At 42.8% G+C, this 16,817-nt stretch carries 14 protein-coding genes; all 14 read left to right on the top strand.

Annotated elements, in window-relative coordinates:
- The first annotated feature begins 15 nt into the window (after window positions 1–15).
- A complete protein-coding gene (locus tag ACTNEN_RS05275) occupies window positions 16–1,635 on the top strand; it encodes a glycosyltransferase family 2 protein (protein WP_441205081.1) in 1,620 nt (539 codons plus the stop codon).
- Window positions 1,622–3,103: a hypothetical protein gene (locus tag ACTNEN_RS05270; RefSeq protein ID WP_441205000.1), complete on the top strand. Its 1,482-nt coding sequence runs from the start codon at window positions 1,622–1,624 to the stop codon at window positions 3,101–3,103. Before ACTNEN_RS05275 ends, ACTNEN_RS05270 begins: the two co-directional genes overlap by 14 nt.
- Window positions 3,104–3,424: 321 nt before the next feature.
- Window positions 3,425–6,025, top strand: coding sequence for a hypothetical protein (locus tag ACTNEN_RS05265; protein ID WP_441204999.1), 2,601 nt, complete (start codon window positions 3,425–3,427; stop codon window positions 6,023–6,025).
- 24 nt (window positions 6,026–6,049) lie between these two features.
- On the top strand, window positions 6,050–7,525 hold the full coding sequence (locus tag ACTNEN_RS05260) for a sugar transferase (protein ID WP_441204998.1): 1,476 nt from the start codon (window positions 6,050–6,052) through the stop codon (window positions 7,523–7,525).
- Window positions 7,526–7,620: 95 nt separating this feature from the next.
- Window positions 7,621–9,450, top strand: coding sequence for a glycosyltransferase (locus ACTNEN_RS05255; protein ID WP_441204997.1), 1,830 nt, complete (start codon window positions 7,621–7,623; stop codon window positions 9,448–9,450).
- Between the two features lie 8 nt (window positions 9,451–9,458).
- Window positions 9,459–10,922, top strand: coding sequence for a flippase (locus tag ACTNEN_RS05250; RefSeq protein WP_441204996.1), 1,464 nt, complete (start codon window positions 9,459–9,461; stop codon window positions 10,920–10,922).
- Window positions 10,923–11,056: 134 nt separating this feature from the next.
- Window positions 11,057–11,395, top strand: coding sequence for a nucleotidyltransferase family protein (locus ACTNEN_RS05245; RefSeq protein ID WP_441204995.1), 339 nt, complete (start codon window positions 11,057–11,059; stop codon window positions 11,393–11,395).
- A complete protein-coding gene (locus tag ACTNEN_RS05240) occupies window positions 11,382–11,786 on the top strand; it encodes an HI0074 family nucleotidyltransferase substrate-binding subunit (RefSeq protein ID WP_441204994.1) in 405 nt (134 codons plus the stop codon). The genes ACTNEN_RS05245 and ACTNEN_RS05240 overlap by 14 nt, the downstream gene beginning before the upstream one ends.
- A gap of 127 nt (window positions 11,787–11,913) precedes the next feature.
- Window positions 11,914–12,219 (top strand): nucleotidyltransferase family protein, encoded by a 306-nt coding sequence (locus tag ACTNEN_RS05235; RefSeq protein ID WP_441204993.1) that lies wholly within the window; start codon window positions 11,914–11,916, stop codon window positions 12,217–12,219.
- A 12-nt stretch (window positions 12,220–12,231) separates the two neighbouring features.
- The gene (locus ACTNEN_RS05230; protein ID WP_441204992.1) at window positions 12,232–12,441 is read left to right on the top strand and encodes a nucleotidyltransferase substrate binding protein; all 210 of its coding nucleotides are present in this window, start codon (window positions 12,232–12,234) and stop codon (window positions 12,439–12,441) included.
- A gap of 56 nt (window positions 12,442–12,497) precedes the next feature.
- Window positions 12,498–13,424, top strand: a complete 927-nt coding sequence (locus ACTNEN_RS05225) for a LysR family transcriptional regulator (RefSeq protein WP_441204991.1) — start codon at window positions 12,498–12,500, stop codon at window positions 13,422–13,424.
- Window positions 13,425–13,597: 173 nt separating this feature from the next.
- Entirely contained in the window at window positions 13,598–14,899 is a 1,302-nt protein-coding gene (locus ACTNEN_RS05220) for an SLC13 family permease (RefSeq protein WP_441204990.1), read from the top strand.
- Window positions 14,900–14,940: 41 nt separating this feature from the next.
- On the top strand, window positions 14,941–15,921 hold the full coding sequence (locus tag ACTNEN_RS05215; RefSeq protein ID WP_441204989.1) for an MBL fold metallo-hydrolase: 981 nt from the start codon (window positions 14,941–14,943) through the stop codon (window positions 15,919–15,921).
- A 164-nt stretch (window positions 15,922–16,085) separates the two neighbouring features.
- Complete coding sequence (locus ACTNEN_RS05210) at window positions 16,086–16,565, top strand: DUF2798 domain-containing protein (RefSeq protein WP_441204988.1); 480 nt, start codon at window positions 16,086–16,088, stop codon at window positions 16,563–16,565.
- Window positions 16,566–16,817 lie beyond the last annotated feature (252 nt).

The raw sequence follows: 16,817 nt of genomic DNA, 5'->3' as shown, positions 1-16,817 counted from the left end.
CAGAAGGAGCAGAGATTGCTTTCTGAAATTCTTATTTCCGAAACAGGCCTTATCAAAACAGTTAATACAGAAACAGCTTTCCCTGGAACGAATGTTTCAGAGCCGGTTATTTCAGAGACAGAGAAAGCAAAATCAGAAGTGCTTGATCCTGGCGCATCTAAGACTTGCACGATCCCATTTCCATATGACAAGCAGGATGAATTTTTATGGTTTTCCTTTGAGAGCCTGTCCGCAGGATCCCACATACTCTCTGCAGGTTATGTCACGCAGGATATACCAAAATATCGACCGATGGTTGCAATCGATATTTGTACGTTCCATCGGGAGGAGTATGTTTACCGGAACATGGAGGTACTGGAACGCAGTATCTTGTGCAACCCTGAAAATCCGTACCGAAGCAATCTCCTGGTTTATATTGTAGATAACGGGCAAACCCTTGAGCCGGCAAATATCGCGTCAGATTGTATTCACATTATACCTAATCGAAATGTCGGTGGTTCTGGTGGCTTTACACGGGGGATACTGGAAATTCTGAAAGACCGGGAGCAGAAGCACATTACACATATGATCTTTATGGATGATGATGCGGTGATTGAACCAGATGCATTGATCCGAACGATCGCGTTGCTTTCCTTTATTAAGGATCAGTACAGGGATGCCTGCATAGGCGGTGCGATGCATCGGATTGACCAACCCTATATCCAGCACGAGTCCGGTGCAGTTTGGAATGGTGTCACATCTGTCCGGAACCATGAAGGAGTAGATCTTCGGAATTTTGATGAAATTGTCGAGAACGAAAACATTCTCCCGACAAGCTATGCGGGATGGTGGTATGCCTGCTATCCGCTGACGGTAGTTCGGGCAGATAACCTCCCGCTTCCGATGTTTATCCATTGTGATGACATGGAATACGGCATCCGGAACCGGAAAAACGGATTTATCTTTTTGAATGGTATCTGTGTCTGGCATAATTCGTTTGAGCACCGGAGGACATCTGCGCTTTCCTATTATGATGTAAGGAACATTACGATTATGAATGCGCTCATCTATCCGGATGGAAATGAAAGGGCATGGATTAAAAATCTCTGGAAAAGAGTCATCGGAGATCTACTTCGTTTCCGATATCGGGATGTCTACATCAAGTGCCTTGGAATTTCGGATTTCCTGAGAGGTCCGGAATATCTTAAAGCGATGGATCCTGTGGAGAAGCTCCGGGAAGTAAATGCGATGGGATATAAGTTTAAACCGGTAGCAGAGCTTACGGACGACCCGGAGACGCTGCGGGAAATCCGGGAGTATGGTTTTCCAGAGGAGGTTAAGACCAGCGATCGGCAGAAAACGCATATACACGCATATCCGATGGGAATTCACCCTTCTTTTACACTGTTTCTACAGAAAAGCATACTTTTGTTTGAGCCCTCGGAAAATTATGGTATGATAGTACAGCATAGCATTGCAGAAATGTGGAAATGCCTGATCGCTTTTTACAGGACATTACGGAAACTTAAGCATAGATATGCAGAGGTTCGGCAGGCATATCGCAAGGCGTACAACGCGATGAGCTCTAAGGAGTTTTGGGTAAAATTTTTAAGTTATAAACTTGATGTAGCAGGAGAAACGCATGAATCAGAATGATCACGGGTACATGACACAGTATAATGATGAGATCGAGATTGATCTTAAGGATTTGATGTTTACCATTTTTAAAAAGTGGAGGTCAGTCATACTCTTTGGCTTACTCATCGGATGCCTGGCAGGCGGATATAAATTTATTAGTGGTGTTTCCGCACTCCGTGATTCCGTAAGCCGGCAGGCGGATGCGGATGATTATGATCTGGCGCTTCAGGAATATACGGCGTCTAAGGATTTCTATAAAATTCAGATCAAGGATTTAAATGACGAGATAGATCGGTATAATGACTATTGCAAGCAATCCATACTCATGAATATAGATCCGTATAAAGTATATAAAAATGAGTCAACCTTTTATATCAATACCGGCTATGAGGTAATGCCTAATGTTTTAAATCCATCCATTGATCCGACGCTTGCTGTAATGGATGCATATGCTTCGGCTGTAAATAGTGGAAATATATATGATGAGATACAGAAAAAAATAGGCAGAGATGTTGATGCACGCTATATCAAGGAGCTGGTTCATGTTGATGAGAATTATAGTTCCGGGATATTAACGGTTACTACCATCGGTGACTCGCAGGAGCTTGCAGATGATATTATGAAGTATCTTGTCGAGGTGTTGAACAACAGTACGTCGGATATATCCACTAAAGTACATACGCATACAATTACCCAGGTTTCAGAAAACTCGTATAATACGGTAGATAAAAATATCTATACTGACTTTACTGAAAACCAGGACATTGCCGATACTTCATCTGTAAATGACTATATCCAGAATATCAAAACACAGATCGCATCCATTAAAGAGGCGAGTGATAAACTGGAAGCGCCGGTGGATAACACAATCAGTCGGCACAGTGTATTAAAAAATGCAGTGAAATTCGCTTTGATTGGTATCATCGGAGGTGTTTTTGTCCTGGCGTTTATCTATGCAATTTGTTATGTGATCAATGGTAAAATTACCACTGAGGAACAGATAGAGAGCCGTTTACATGTTAATGTATTGGGAGCTGCCAGAAAACTTGTCAAGCGGAGATCTTTATCTCATATGGATGAGCTGCTCATGAAACTTGAAGGTACGGACCATGAGGTGCTGGTAACCGGCCCGGAGTATACCGCAATGCAGGAAAAAGAAGTAAGGCATCTATATGATATTTCCGCAGCCAATATTACGGCGCTTTTACATGCATCACCTGAGATCAGGACACTTGCTCTTATCGGTACGATATCAGATGATAAGATTGCGGATTTGCTCCATGGGATTGATGCGCAGCTTGCGCAATATACTGTAAAAGCAGCGGGAAATGTCATTAAAAATGCGCACGCAATAAAAACTTTACAGGATGCAGATGCGGCAGTCATTGTAGAACAAAAGGATATTTCCAGATATGATAATATGCAGAGGGAAATTGCGATGGTTAACAGTCTTGGCAAAAAACTTGTTGGCGTAATTGTTATGTAATTGAATCAAACGGCAGTAGCTGACTTTATACGAAACAACATTCGTAAAAGTCAGCTATTGTGTTATCATACCGGGAATTAAAAAGAAGGAAATTAGATCATTGCATCTAAAAAAATGTGATCTATGGAAAAGTTAATGGGAAATCGTTTAAGGCTAATGAATAAAAATAAAATATTTGATGTATGTAATTGGAGCATTGAATGGATTTTGTTCTTTTATCTTTTTAATATTACGTTAACTATAACTACATTTCATTTTCCTTATTTAAAGGTTTTCCAATACGCTTTATTTTTAGCGATGACCATAGTCGTAGGAATTAAGATGCTGCTATTATGGCCCTGGCATCGTAATGCATGGTTCGGTGCAGTGCTGGCAATGGTCTATCTGCTGGTCTTTTACTCAGATCGGTATGGCTTTTTGCTCTTTCTTGGGATCACGACATTGGGGTGCATCGATATTGATTTTGACAGGCTGATTAAAATATATCTGTTGAGCGTCGGCATGGTTACAATTGTTGTGATCATATCCAGCCTTGGGGGAGCAATTACCAATCTGGTTTATCTTAAAGATAATTATGTCCGCAGCAGTTGGGGAATCTATTATCCTACAGACCTTGCATCGCTGGTTCTTTTTTTATTGATGTTTCTGTATGTGATCTGGAAAAAACTGCCAGCATGGTGCGCACTTTGCCTGGCTGTTCTTTCCTTATATATATCATGGTACGTGGCGCATAGTCAGACAAGCACGTATTGCAGTGTACTTTTTTTTATTGCGATCTGCTTTAATAGTATTGATCAAAGGTTTTTGTCAGGACATAAATGTTTAAAATGGATTTCTGATACGGTACATTTCCTTTATGTTATCATGTTTCCTGTATCAGCCGTAGGAATGATGACGCTTACCTACGCGTTACAAAAAAATTATGGCTTTGCGTACCGGATCAATGAATTATTGTCCAATCGTGTACAGCTTGCATCTGATGCGGTTACACAGCATGGACTGCATCCGTTTGGCGTACCATTTGAAATGATTGGTGCAGGCTCCAGTGTATATTCCGCGCTGAACTATAATTTTATTGATAGCACTTACATGCTGATCCTTGTGCGATACGGCTGGGTACTGCTGATTTGTATTTGTGTACTCTGGTGCTGGATGACGCAAAAGGCGATCAAGTGCGGCAATTACAGGCTTGCGGCAGTTATGGCAATCATTGCCTTTCATTCTATTTCCGAGCATCATTTTATGGAGGTTCATTACAATATTCTGCTGATTATGCCCTTTGCTCATATGCATGTGTATAAGGCCAAAGCAGCAGAAATCACGGACGCTCAGACTGAGGACAGGGCCTGTAGCAATACGGCTTCTGCCGGTATACGCAAGATGCTGCCAAAATTTGCCGCCCTGCTTCCGCTGATCGTGATGGGCCTTGTTTTTCGGACCGCTCTTGACTGGATGCGCACCTTGGTGCAGGCAGTGCATCTGACCGGAGACGGGAAACGTGAAGCAGTGGTATTCGCGTTCGTCCTCATGATGCTCATGACACTGGCGGCGCTTATGTGGTGCTGTTATCATGCTGCGCTCAAAAAATGCGCAAACAACGAGGCTGGTGCTGTAAAAGATCTTGATTTAAAACTAAAGGGGATCCCGGTTATCGTTGTTTCCGTGGTACTGATATATACGATTACGATTGCAGCCGCCAATTACGTGATTCATCAGGCAGAGCTGCAGCAGCAGGACCTGCTTGCAGAGGACGCTGAGTCAATTGAAGCTATTTTGAAAGCAAAAACAGGAAATTTGTATGTAACGGACTTCCCGGAAGTTTATCACCGCAGATTTCCCGGGATCCATAGATCGGTCTTTAGCGGTGAGGAACTTGCGCATGGTCAGAATACAACGGTGGTTATGGCACGGGATTTTGATTCCAAAGTATTTAGTAAGACCGGATTTCTATATACTCCCATTTCAGATAAACATGCAATATATACCAATGACAGAGGGGTAATTACTGCGCTGCAAAATGAGGGATATCATTTCACCGGATATTGCCCTGCGGTTTATCCGGTGGATCTTGCGGAACAGGCCAGATTAAATCAGCTGCCTGAGACAGCGGCAGGTTCCATTATGCTGGATGGGGCGCAGCATTCCATGCTTCATGGCCCGTACGTTAATCTTTATGAAGGCGCTTACACTGTTACATATGACCTGTCGATTTCCGATCCGGATCAAGCATATACGGACGACTATGAGGTGGCGCTGCTGAGAGTAACTGCGTATAATGGAGAAATACAGTGTGCTGAAGTCCCGGTAAGCCGCAGTCAGTTTGATGCCAATGGTCATTATACAGCGACGATTGATTTCTGGTCAGGAGGATATCAGGATATCGAGTTCCTTGCTATTGCGGATTCGGGACGGACACTTAGGATTAACAGTATCTCATATACACGTAAGGTAGATTTGGATACGCATATTTTCCTAAATAAATATCGCCAGAAGGTAAGAGAAGAGTATTATGATCTGGATGGCAATAAAACAATGACCTCGGATGGATATGCCGCGTGTGAATACGAATATGATCATAATGGCAATATTAATGTAATACGTTATTATGATAAGGATAATCAGCTTGTCATAAATGCAAGCGGATACGCAGAAATTCACCGTACATTTAATAAGCGGCACCAGGTCATCCGGGATGAATATTTCGGTACGGATCATAAGCCCATTCGGAATCTGGATGGTATTGCTGCAATTGACCGTCAATATGATGATAACGGGAATGTCATTGATGAGAAATACTATGATACGGATGGCCAACCGGTAAATAATATCAACGGCTTTGCACATATTGTCAGGAAATACGATGCCAATCATCAGGTGATTTCTGAAACGCATTATGATGTTGCCGGGCAGATTGTTGCATGAAATCTTTTAAAAGAGGATGGATAGATGAAGCGAAAGAAACTGGAGTTAACGATCACAACAATACTATATTTGTTATCTGCCTTTTTGAGCAGTGTTCTGGCTATCGGATTACTTAAAAATGCTGCAAAGCTTACAAAGGAGTTTCTCGCAGGAAATACCTGGGTGAGCGCAATTTTTCCGGTCATGGCTGCCGAGATGATCGCCATGATTCTTGCGCTTTATGATGGCAGATATGCCTTTGAACGTCTACCGGCATATAAATACGCGATTAAATCCCTCAAAGCGACCATTTATTTTTCCGGCATCTGGGCAGTGATTTTGTTGATTGAAAAAAATGATATTACCGCTTCCCGGCATTACTTTGTATTGACAATCTTGTTTCATTTTATTATTTTGGCGGTTCTGCTTGGACTTATGCAGCGGTTTATTATGAACCATTTTTATCAGACGACGGCGGCATCTCTGGTGGGTGTGGTCACGACCAGCGGTAGAGCAGCAGTAATTACAGATCTTTTAAAAAAGGACTGGTCGCGCCGGCTGGTTGGATTAATGCTGATCAATGAAACAAAAGATTCCGTGATGGAGGGCGTAGAGCCACGCGAGATTGATCATGTGCCTGTTGTGGCAGATGCCAGTTCACTGGTGGAATGGGTGCGCAGTAGTGCAATGGATGAAATTTTTATCATTGTGCCTGATAATGAAAATCCATTGATCACAGAAGCGGTGGAAAACTTTATACAAATGGGCATTTCTGTGCATCTCAACCTTTCCAGTATTGAGCATCTCGAGCATCGGATTGCCCGGAAGACAAAAAAGTATGTGCCAAAGACCACGTGCCGGCTGGCATATCTGGGATCTATCCCGATGATGATCATGGAGCAGCCGATGATCAAGCTGCGGTGGCTGGCCGCAAAACGAATTATGGATATTCTGGGAGGTCTTGTCGGGTCGCTGATTGCCATGATACTGTTTGTTTTTATTGGCATAGCGATCAAGCTGGATTCTCCCGGGCCGGTTATATTTGCACAGGAGCGTGTCGGTAAAAATGGCCGGAAGTTTAAAATGTATAAGTTCCGGTCCATGTATCAGGACGCTGAAGCCCGCAAGGCAGAACTTATGAAACAAAATGAGATGCACGGCCTTATGTTTAAGATCAAGGATGATCCGAGAATCACCCGGGTGGGCAAATTCATCCGTAAAACCAGTCTTGATGAATTTCCGCAGTTCTTTAATGTACTGAAGGGAGATATGTCTTTAGTAGGGACACGCCCGCCTACGGTCGGAGAATTCAAAGAGTATTCCAATTACCACAAACGGCGTCTCAGCATGAAGCCGGGAATCACAGGGATGTGGCAGGTCAGCGGAAGATCCGACATCAAAGACTTTGAAGAAATTGTACGTCTGGATTGCGAGTATATTGACAATTGGAACCTCTGGCTTGATATCAAGATATTATTTAAAACAGTTGCGATCGTATTTACCCACAAGGGAGCAGACTAGGTTCTGGTATTGGTAAAAAGCCGCATATCCCAGGTGTTTGGCCGATCAACGGTGTAAAGGCTTTGTTGATATTGCAAAGGGGATAAAAGATAATTATGAGACTGCAAAGCTTAATGATGCCGGACAGCGCGATCTGTTCTGAACCATCACTTTATTATCATAAGAACGATCAGTGGGTGGATGTAAATGGATATTTTAACCTTTTTGAAATAGAAAAACGGAAGGTTTACACGGAACTGACATCGCTGAGCCTGCAGCTTTACGTAAAGGGCTACCAGTCTGTGCGTCTGATGCATGACAAAGAGGTTCTCTCGGAGAGTATACTGGATTCTGAAAGCTTAAAAGAGTATGACTTGGAATATCCTTACGCAAGCTATGATCATGGAGTCTTCTGGTTTTCACTTAAAGAGGACCCGGGAGTATCGGATGAGGAACGGACATTAAGCGGATGGTTTGAAGGAAACGCTTCGTCCGTACGTCCGGTCAATCTGGCAGTGGATATCTGCACATTCAAAAGAGAAAAATATATTATTCAGAACCTGCAGCGGATGATCCGCTTTTTAGAGGCAGGAACAGAAGCGGCGGGCCATGTTTATGTCTTTGTTGTAGATAATGGAAATACCTTGCTGGAACGGGATGATGTAAAATCGATTCTTCAAAGTGCAGAAGGCAGAATCTCCATCTTACCTAATGCGAATGTTGGAGGAGCAGGTGGGTTTACGCGAGGCATGCTGGCGGCAATCGATCAAAAAGAGACCTTTCATCTAAGCCATATTGTGCTGATGGATGATGATACGGTTTATGATCTGGATCTATTGGTAAGGCTCTATGGCTTTCTGTCCATGGTCAAGGATGAGTGGAAGGATATTATCGTTGGGGGGACTTTGTTAAGAGAAGATTATCCAACCATCATGCAGGTTGGTATGCAGTGGTATCAGGACTTTCAGATTCATCTGGACCATCAGTTCTATGATCTCTCAAAGTTTGAGAACTGCCTTGCAGAGTTTATGCATGCGGCAAAGTCATCCCACAAAATGACGTATCCGGGTTGGTGGTGCTGTTGCTATTCCATGGGAGTTGTGCGCAAAGATAACCTGCCCTTACCGGTATTTATTCATCAGGATGATATTTCCTATGGACTGCGAAATACCGATAAAGGTATGGTCTTACTGAACGGCGTGAGTGTCTGGCATAATGGCGCGGATGTCACATTCGCAGGATCCAACAGATATTATGATCTCCGGAACATGTTGATTACGGAAGCGTTATTTGAACCGGAAAAATCATCTTTTCAGGTACTCACCAGAATCTGGGGTTCGCTTACCTCGATGCTGATATCCTATCGATACGCCGAGGCGTTTTTAGTATATCAAGGGCTTAAGGATTTTTGCCGCGGGCCGGAGTGGCTTATGCACGTTGATGCTGAGAGGCTGAATCAAAAGGTACGCGGGTTTGTAGGGAAGCAGTTTCCACTGCGGCCGTATCAGGAACTTGATGAAACGTATGAAGCAAATAAGGGAGAGATTGCGGAGGCTATGGAGAGCTTTAATCTTGATAAGATCATGCGGAAAAAAGCTTCCCGTCCATTCCGTTTCGGTAATCTTATTAAGCTGATTAGCTTTAATGGCTGGCTGCTGCCGGGGGATCAAAAAGTCGTAAGTGTTGCTGCCACGGATGACGCCTTTAAGTGTTTCCGGCATAAAAAAGTCGTGCTTTATGAACCAACAAGTGGAAAAGCATGCGTTGCTGGTAAGGATTACCGGAAGATGGTGATGTTTATCGGAATCTATTTAAAATCGGCAGGGCTGATTTTGGGTAAGTATAGGAAAACTGCAAAGAGATTCCGAGAGGCGGCTCCCGAGTTAAGTTCCGACAAAATGTGGAGACAGTATCTGGGGCTGACAGAAAAGGAAATGAAGAAATAATGTAAGGAATGTTTGGAATGAAGGGCGGATCACTTAAAGTTAATTTCATAATGAATATGATGCTTACGATGTCATCATACATTTTCTTTCCTCTGATTACCTTCCCGTATATTTCGAGAATCCTGTTACCGGCGGGGATGGGGAAGATTTCGTTTGCGACTTCATTCATTTCCTATTTTGTAATGGTTTCAGAATTAGGCATTCCAACGTATGGAATCAGGGCATGCGCCCGGGTACGAGATGACAAGGAAGAACTGACAAGAGTGGTACATGAATTGTTGATGATCAATCTTTTTATGTGCGTGCTTTCATATGTTGCTCTAGGGATTGCGCTAAAATACATTCCCAGGCTGCAAGGCGACAGAGAGCTCTATGTAATCATCAGCTTTACGATCGTTTTAAATGCGATCGGCATGGAATGGCTCTATAAAGCCCTCGAACAATATACCTACATCACCATACGCTCGGTGATTTTTAAATTGATAGCCATCCTCGCAATGTTTCTGCTGATTCATAAGCAGCAGGACTATGTCATTTATGGAGCTATATCGATTTTTGCCGGATCCGCTTCCAATATTTTAAATTTCATTAATGTACGTAAGTATATCTCCATGAAGTGGATGGGGAAGTACTGCTTAAAAAGGCATTTTAAACCTGTCCTTACTTTTTTTGCCATCGCCTGTGCCGGTACAATATACACAAGTCTTGATAATGTGATGCTTGGTTTTATGACGATGGATACGGAAGTTGGCTATTACAATGTTGCCATTAAAATCAAGTCTATTTTGGCGTCTCTTGTTACTTCACTTGGGAGTGTTCTTTTGCCCAGAGCCTCCTATTATGTTGAAAATGGCATGATGGACGATCTTAAAAAGATTACAGGTAAAGCACTGAATTTTGTTTTTTTGATGGCTTCGCCACTGGTTGTGTATTTCATGGCTTTTGCAAAGGAAAGTATTTTCTTTCTTTCGGGAAGCGCCTATGAGAGTGCTGTCATGCCTCTTATCATCATCATGCCGACGGTGCTGTTTATTGGTATCACTAACCTTCTGGGTATACAAATGCTGGTGCCATTGGGGAGAGAAAATATTTTGCTGTATTCTGTCATTACTGGTGCAGTCCTGGATTTTATTATTAATGCCATATGTATACCGAGATTTGCTTCTGCCGGAGCGTCGATCGGAACGCTGGTTGCGGAATTTGCCGTGCTGGTGGTACAGTACAGGTGTTTAAAACAAGAAATCCGAAAGGCGCTGATTAGCGTTCATTATCAACGGATATGTGCCGCGATTATGGCAGGGCTACTGCTTAGCGTGTGGACCAAATACCTGCGAGTACATACCTTTGTCATCTTGGTGATTTCAGCGGTTCTGTTTTTTGCTGGATATGCGATGTTCCTGCTATTTACAAAAGAGCCGCTGGTGGTCGAAATTAAAAATGATGTTACCCGGAAAATGAGAGAGTGGATGTGACATAAAACGGACTGGTGGTTTGTGCATTCTTATGGTAAACGTCAAATTATACGCCTTGCGGTGCGCTATTATTTTTTGAGAAACTTGAAAATTCCAGTAGATTATTCAGGCTTTTAGGAAGGGGCAATGAGCAGATGACCAATTCTGAAAATTCAGATGTACTGATGCATGAGGCCGGCGAAGAATTTCATATACCTAAAATTGTTTTGGAAGAACTGCGGGAGCTGGGGCAGAAATATGAAGTCAAAAGCATTCTCCTATTTGGCTCTCGTGCTCGTGGACAAGAACTTCCAAAGAGTGATATTGATCTTGCGGTTTGCGGATGTCGGAATTTTTATGATCTTGCATATGACATTGATAATCATACCAGCACGTTGCTTTCTTTTGACATTATTAATATGGATGATGAGATTTCCGAGAAGCTTAAGCAGGAGATCGCAAGAGATGGGGTTCTGATCTATGGAGAAATTTAAAAATTTTAAAAATAATTTGCAAGTACTAAGGACATCGGAAGGTGAGGATCTGGGGAACACGTTTATTGTCAGTGGAATCATCGATAAGTTTATGATTCAGTTTGAACTGTCCTGGAAACTTCTAAAGGAACTACTGAAATACGAGGGGAGTGTTGAGGCGGCTTCAGGTTCGCCGAGACAGATTATCAAAACTGCATATCAATACTATGATTTTCTGACGGAGTCGGTCTGGTTGGAAATGCTGGAGGAACGTAATAAGACCGCACATATCTATGATGAAAACGCGGCAGTCCAGTTGGTTGAAAAAATCATCAGTAAATATATTCCGGAATTTAACAAGCTGGAGGAAAAGCTTCTGGAACGTTATGGAGATAGTCTGGAAAACTTATAAGTGAAGGTAATGGGCACTCTCTTCTCTATACTGCATAATTGCTTTCCCTAAGAAAAAGCAGATCTGGTGCTCATGTAGGCGGCGCAGAAAACAGATAGTATTTTGTAATCGCGATGGGGTGAGAGTTATGACTAAACAATTCAAGGAAAGTATGATTCCCGGGAGAGCTATGCGGGATATATTACGCTTTGCAGAGGCTGCGTCTGTAAAAAAGCTTGTTCTGTTTGGATCAAGAGCAAGAGGAACCAACACGGCTCGGAGTGATATTGATCTTGCGGTTTATGGTGGAGATTTTGACCGGTTTTATGATGACATACAGGAAAAAACCTGGAGTCTTTTGTCTTTTGATCTGATTGATATGGATCAGATGGTTTCGGATGATCTGCGTAAGGAGATTCAGAAAGACGGAGTGACGATATATGAAAAAGATTGAGAACTATTGTAGATGTTATCTGTCAAGACAGGATTTCTGCAGGATGAGAATGTCTGGCTTCTTATGTTGAAGAAACGGAATCAGTCTACGCATATATATAATGAAGAAGATGCAGATGAACTGATGATTTTGCTAAAGGATAGCTTTTTATCGGCCTTTAAAGACCTGGAGAAATTTCTGTTAAAGAAGCAGCAGGAGATTGAGAAAGATTCAACGGTATGATGTCGTAACTGATGACGAACGAATGACTTACGGAATATTTGCTTAGGTGATTTACTATGGATATAGAGGATATCAGGCGTATTGCTGCTGTTGTTGAATGTGGCAGCATTAATAAGGCAGCAGAACAGCTTCATATAGCGCAGCCTGCGTTATCTCGTACAATACGCAAGGTTGAAGCGGAATATCATATTTCTATATTTGACAGAAGTAAGGGGAAGCAGTCTGAAGTCACAGAAGCTGGAGAGCTATATCTCAATATGGCCAAGGAGATACTGCTCGTGCATAATGCATTCCTTGCACAGCTTGAGCGACGTCGCCAGAGAGATGAGAAGAGAATTTTGTTTGGATTGGCACCTCAGCAGGCGATTGCAATTTCCAGCAAAATGTTGCAATGGTTTTATAAAAACGGTGCAGGATATATGATAGACATTCGTTCTGCCTCCAGCAGAAGGCTGCATGAAGATGTGATGCGGGGAGAAATAGATGTTGCGTGCCTTAGTGTTACACGTTTTAAGCAGGGACTCCATTATGAAAAAAGCTCCAGGGCTTATACCAGTATTTATCTATCAAAACAAAGTGCGCTTCTCTCAAAAACATATCAGGTTTCTGAATACAATATTCCGGTGGTTTGCATGAAAGATCTGATCCAGGAGCCGGTCATTGCCAATCGTGAGGGATCGGCAAGTTATAACAATATCCGTTTACTATGTGAAAAATTTAATTGTGATGTAACGATGATTCTCGAGGATAACATGTACCAGCGCATGCATCTTGCTGATGAGGGAGAAGGAAACTATGTTTTTACTGCTACGGGAAGCGATCTGATATATTCCTGTGCGGATTCAGGCAGGTTTGTGCGCCTGGATCCCAAAGATGACATTGAGCAGTGGAAATATCTGGTATGCAGAAATGGATTTGAAAAGACAGAGGGGTATGAAGCATTAAGAAACTGTCTGGCTCAGTGTATCTGGACGATTATGTGAGTTGGATAAAGCGGTGCAATGCGACTTACTAGTTATACCAAAACGGCATAAGTGCAAGTAATATATCTATTAGCCAACCCCATTCATGACATCTAAAATAGACATAGAGTCTATAAAAGCCTGAGACATTGCATTTCGTGTCTCAGGAACAGTGTATGATCGGGAGGTAAGAAATGACTACGCAAATGTATTTATGTCTGGGGCTGTTTGTCTTTTTGATCGGCGGTTATGTTCTGGCAAAACGGCTTCACACTACCAATGGTGTGGTTGCACTATGCGCAATTATACTGACATCTTTTTCTGGCTTGGTAGAACCAAAGGCAGTTCTTGCTCATTTTTCCAATGCCAATGTGCTGCTGATTACAGGCATGTTTGTGGTGGCAGCTGGTTTTAACCGTACGCAGGCGGTGTCAAAGCTGTCACATTTGATCCTTAAAATTGCCGGGGGAAAATTTACAAATATGCTGGCAGGGTATTTGCTTGTTACCTTTGTGCTTTGCAACTTGATCCCTAGTCCTGTAGCAGTGTTTACCATCATGGCGCCTCTTCTCGCAGCATCTTGTGAGGCAGCCGGGGTCAGTCCTTCCAAGGCCATGTTTTCATTAGGTATTGTAGCTGTGGGTACATGCGGAGTTTTACCACTTGGAACTGGTGCTACTATGTTTGCACAGCAAAATGCATACCTTGAGAGCTATGGTTATACAGAGTATTCCATGTCTTTGCTGGATCCTTTTAAAGGCAGGATTTTATCAGCTATTGTGATCATAATTTATGCAATAATGATTGCTCCGAGATTTGCTCCTGCTAGTCCGACAATACCCTTAGAGATGGGCGGTGGCAAGGCACAATCGGCTAAAGAGCCGCTTCCTCCATTGCAGGAGTTTCTCGGATATTTTCTATTTGCAATCACCACACTTGGACTTGTTTTTTCCAAGCAGCTTGGAGTAGCAAACTGGCAGATCGCCATGACTGGTGCTGCGCTGGAAGTCGTTACCGGAGTTCTGAAACCTAAAGAAGCGACGGCATCTGTCCCCTTTATGATCATCCTTATGCTTGTAGCAGCATTGAGTGTTGGTGGAGCTATGGTTAACTGCGGACTTGGAGATGTCATCGGAAATGCGGTAGCGATTTCTCTTGGCGATACTAAAAATAGCTATATTATTGGAGCTGCTTTCTTTGTAATACCATTTATTTTGACACAATTCATGCAAAATCAGAGCGTCATGAATATTTTTGTTCCTATTGTAGTGCTGACCTGCAAATCTTTGGGCTGTAATCCGGTCGGACCACTGGTTCTTTTGAATGCAGCATGCCTTACAGCGTTCCTCACTCCCAGCGCTACTTCGACCGTACCGTTGATGATGGGAGCCGGAGGCTATGATCAGGGCGATCTGCTGAAGATGGGATGGCTGCCTTCGCTGATCATTTGTGTGATTTCAGTTGTATGTACCATGACGTTTATACCGGCATTTTGAGATATTGTCGTGTTAAAGTAAAAGAAGAGAGGATTTAAATTATGAAAATGAGCCATGTTGTAGATAGAGAGAAAATGAAGACCAAGGAATGGGATGATAATGAGCTTCTTTTACGGCTTCGCTGGAATGGAGTAAATTTCTACGAATTTGTGCTTCCTAACGGTAAAACCATTGTAATGGATCCGTATTTCGATGATCCCAATGATCCGCATAATGAATATAAGTATACTCCCACAGATAAATCCGCAGGAGAATGGGTTCATGGAGCGGATGTGATCGTGCTGACACATGGACATTTTGACCATACAGGAGATTTGCATTCGGTACTGGAGCATTATCCGGAGGCGCACATCATTATCCCTGAGCATACGATTCCCTCTGTAATTGTGGATCAGAACATAGATTATTTTTCTCATTATTTTACAGAAGCCGGGGCACATGACAGATTTGATTTTCCAGGGTTCACCATGGAAACTTGTCGTTCAAACCATAATGTCGGCAGAGCGGTTTCACCGCTAAATGGTGCAGGCGGCAGCTTATATAAGGATAGTAATGGCAAGGTAGATTTTTATCAGCTCTACAAGTGGATCTATGAAAGGGAACTGATAAATCTTAAAATTACTACAGATGAGGGTTTTCAGATCTTGCTGTGGAATTCGGAAATGCAGCCGGACGGTATGGGTTTTGAAACACGTGCATATTTTTATAGAGATGCAAAGCCGGATTTGTTTATGTATCAGACAGCAGGCCGAAGCTTTGGCGGTGATCGACGTCACCCGAATTGTGAACCGATGGGCAAGTGGATCGCTTCTGTAAAGGCAAAATCGGCGCTTCCGGAGCATCAGCAGCATTTCTCGTATGATGAATTGGACAAAATGGCAGAAAAATTTAGTGAAATCTGCAATGCGGAACAGCAGTCGACTTCGTTTTTGACACCGGAAAGCGGAGTCTGGTATGGATATAGTAAAAATGCAGAGGGAGAGATCGAGATCAGTCGGATCCTGCATGAAATGAAGGGATAATTGTAAATTTTAATGAGCGGTGATATCATGCAAAAAAGAACTTGCGCCGTTTAGAAAAATGTGATACTTTAGTCGGGTTACATTTTTCTATACGGTATTATTGGAAACGCACACTCCTGTCAGTGATAACGAACAACACGTTGATCTTGAGAGGAGTTTTTTTTATGGCCCAAAACAATATGTTTCCACGAAATCTGCTTGAGAATGTTATTTTTACGATCATCATGGCGTTTCTTATGGTATATGCGATGATCTGCTACAATATTGCGATCAATATCGGCGGGATGAAGGATGCAATTTTTATGATGGCGCTGGGTGAACTGCGGATTATGTGGCCTGCCGCGATCCTTTTGGAATTGTTTGTCATGGAGCGACCGGTGATGGCACTGACAAGTCGCGTTGCAACGCAGGAGATGCCATTCTTTTTTGTACTTCTGATCCGATGCGCACTTACCGTCTGTCTTATGTGCCCGGCGATGAGTCTCATTGCGACGCTGCTGTTCAAGGATTATGCTGAGACAGGACTCATTAGTGTCTGGCTGCAGACTAGCATTATTAATTTTCCTATGGCTTTAATCTGGCAGATCTTTTTTGCAGGGCCAGCGGGCAGGCATATTTTCGCACTCCTGTTCCGGCGAGCTTAATTGGTTCTGACGTGCTTAATGCCGCGTGTGGTTTTGCTGTAGAACTCAAGCCCGGTATAGAAGGTATAGAAGCTTGTGCTTTCTTGCAATAGTGCATCGTCAATTTGATTTAAAAATTCATCCGATTGATTTGAAAACTCATCCGAAACAAAGAATAGTATTTTGTTTCGGATGAGTTTCTATATTGCTGCAATGCTGCCTTAGCGCCTGCATCGCTGGGCTGCCGGCATCACTGGCATCACTGACATCACT

This window comes from Oribacterium sp. HCP28S3_H8 (genome assembly GCF_052064775.1).
Classification (GTDB): Bacteria; Bacillota; Clostridia; order Lachnospirales; family Lachnospiraceae; genus Oribacterium.
Note: the sequence above shows the minus strand (reverse complement) of the source record. Positions and strands in the feature narration are given on the sequence as shown.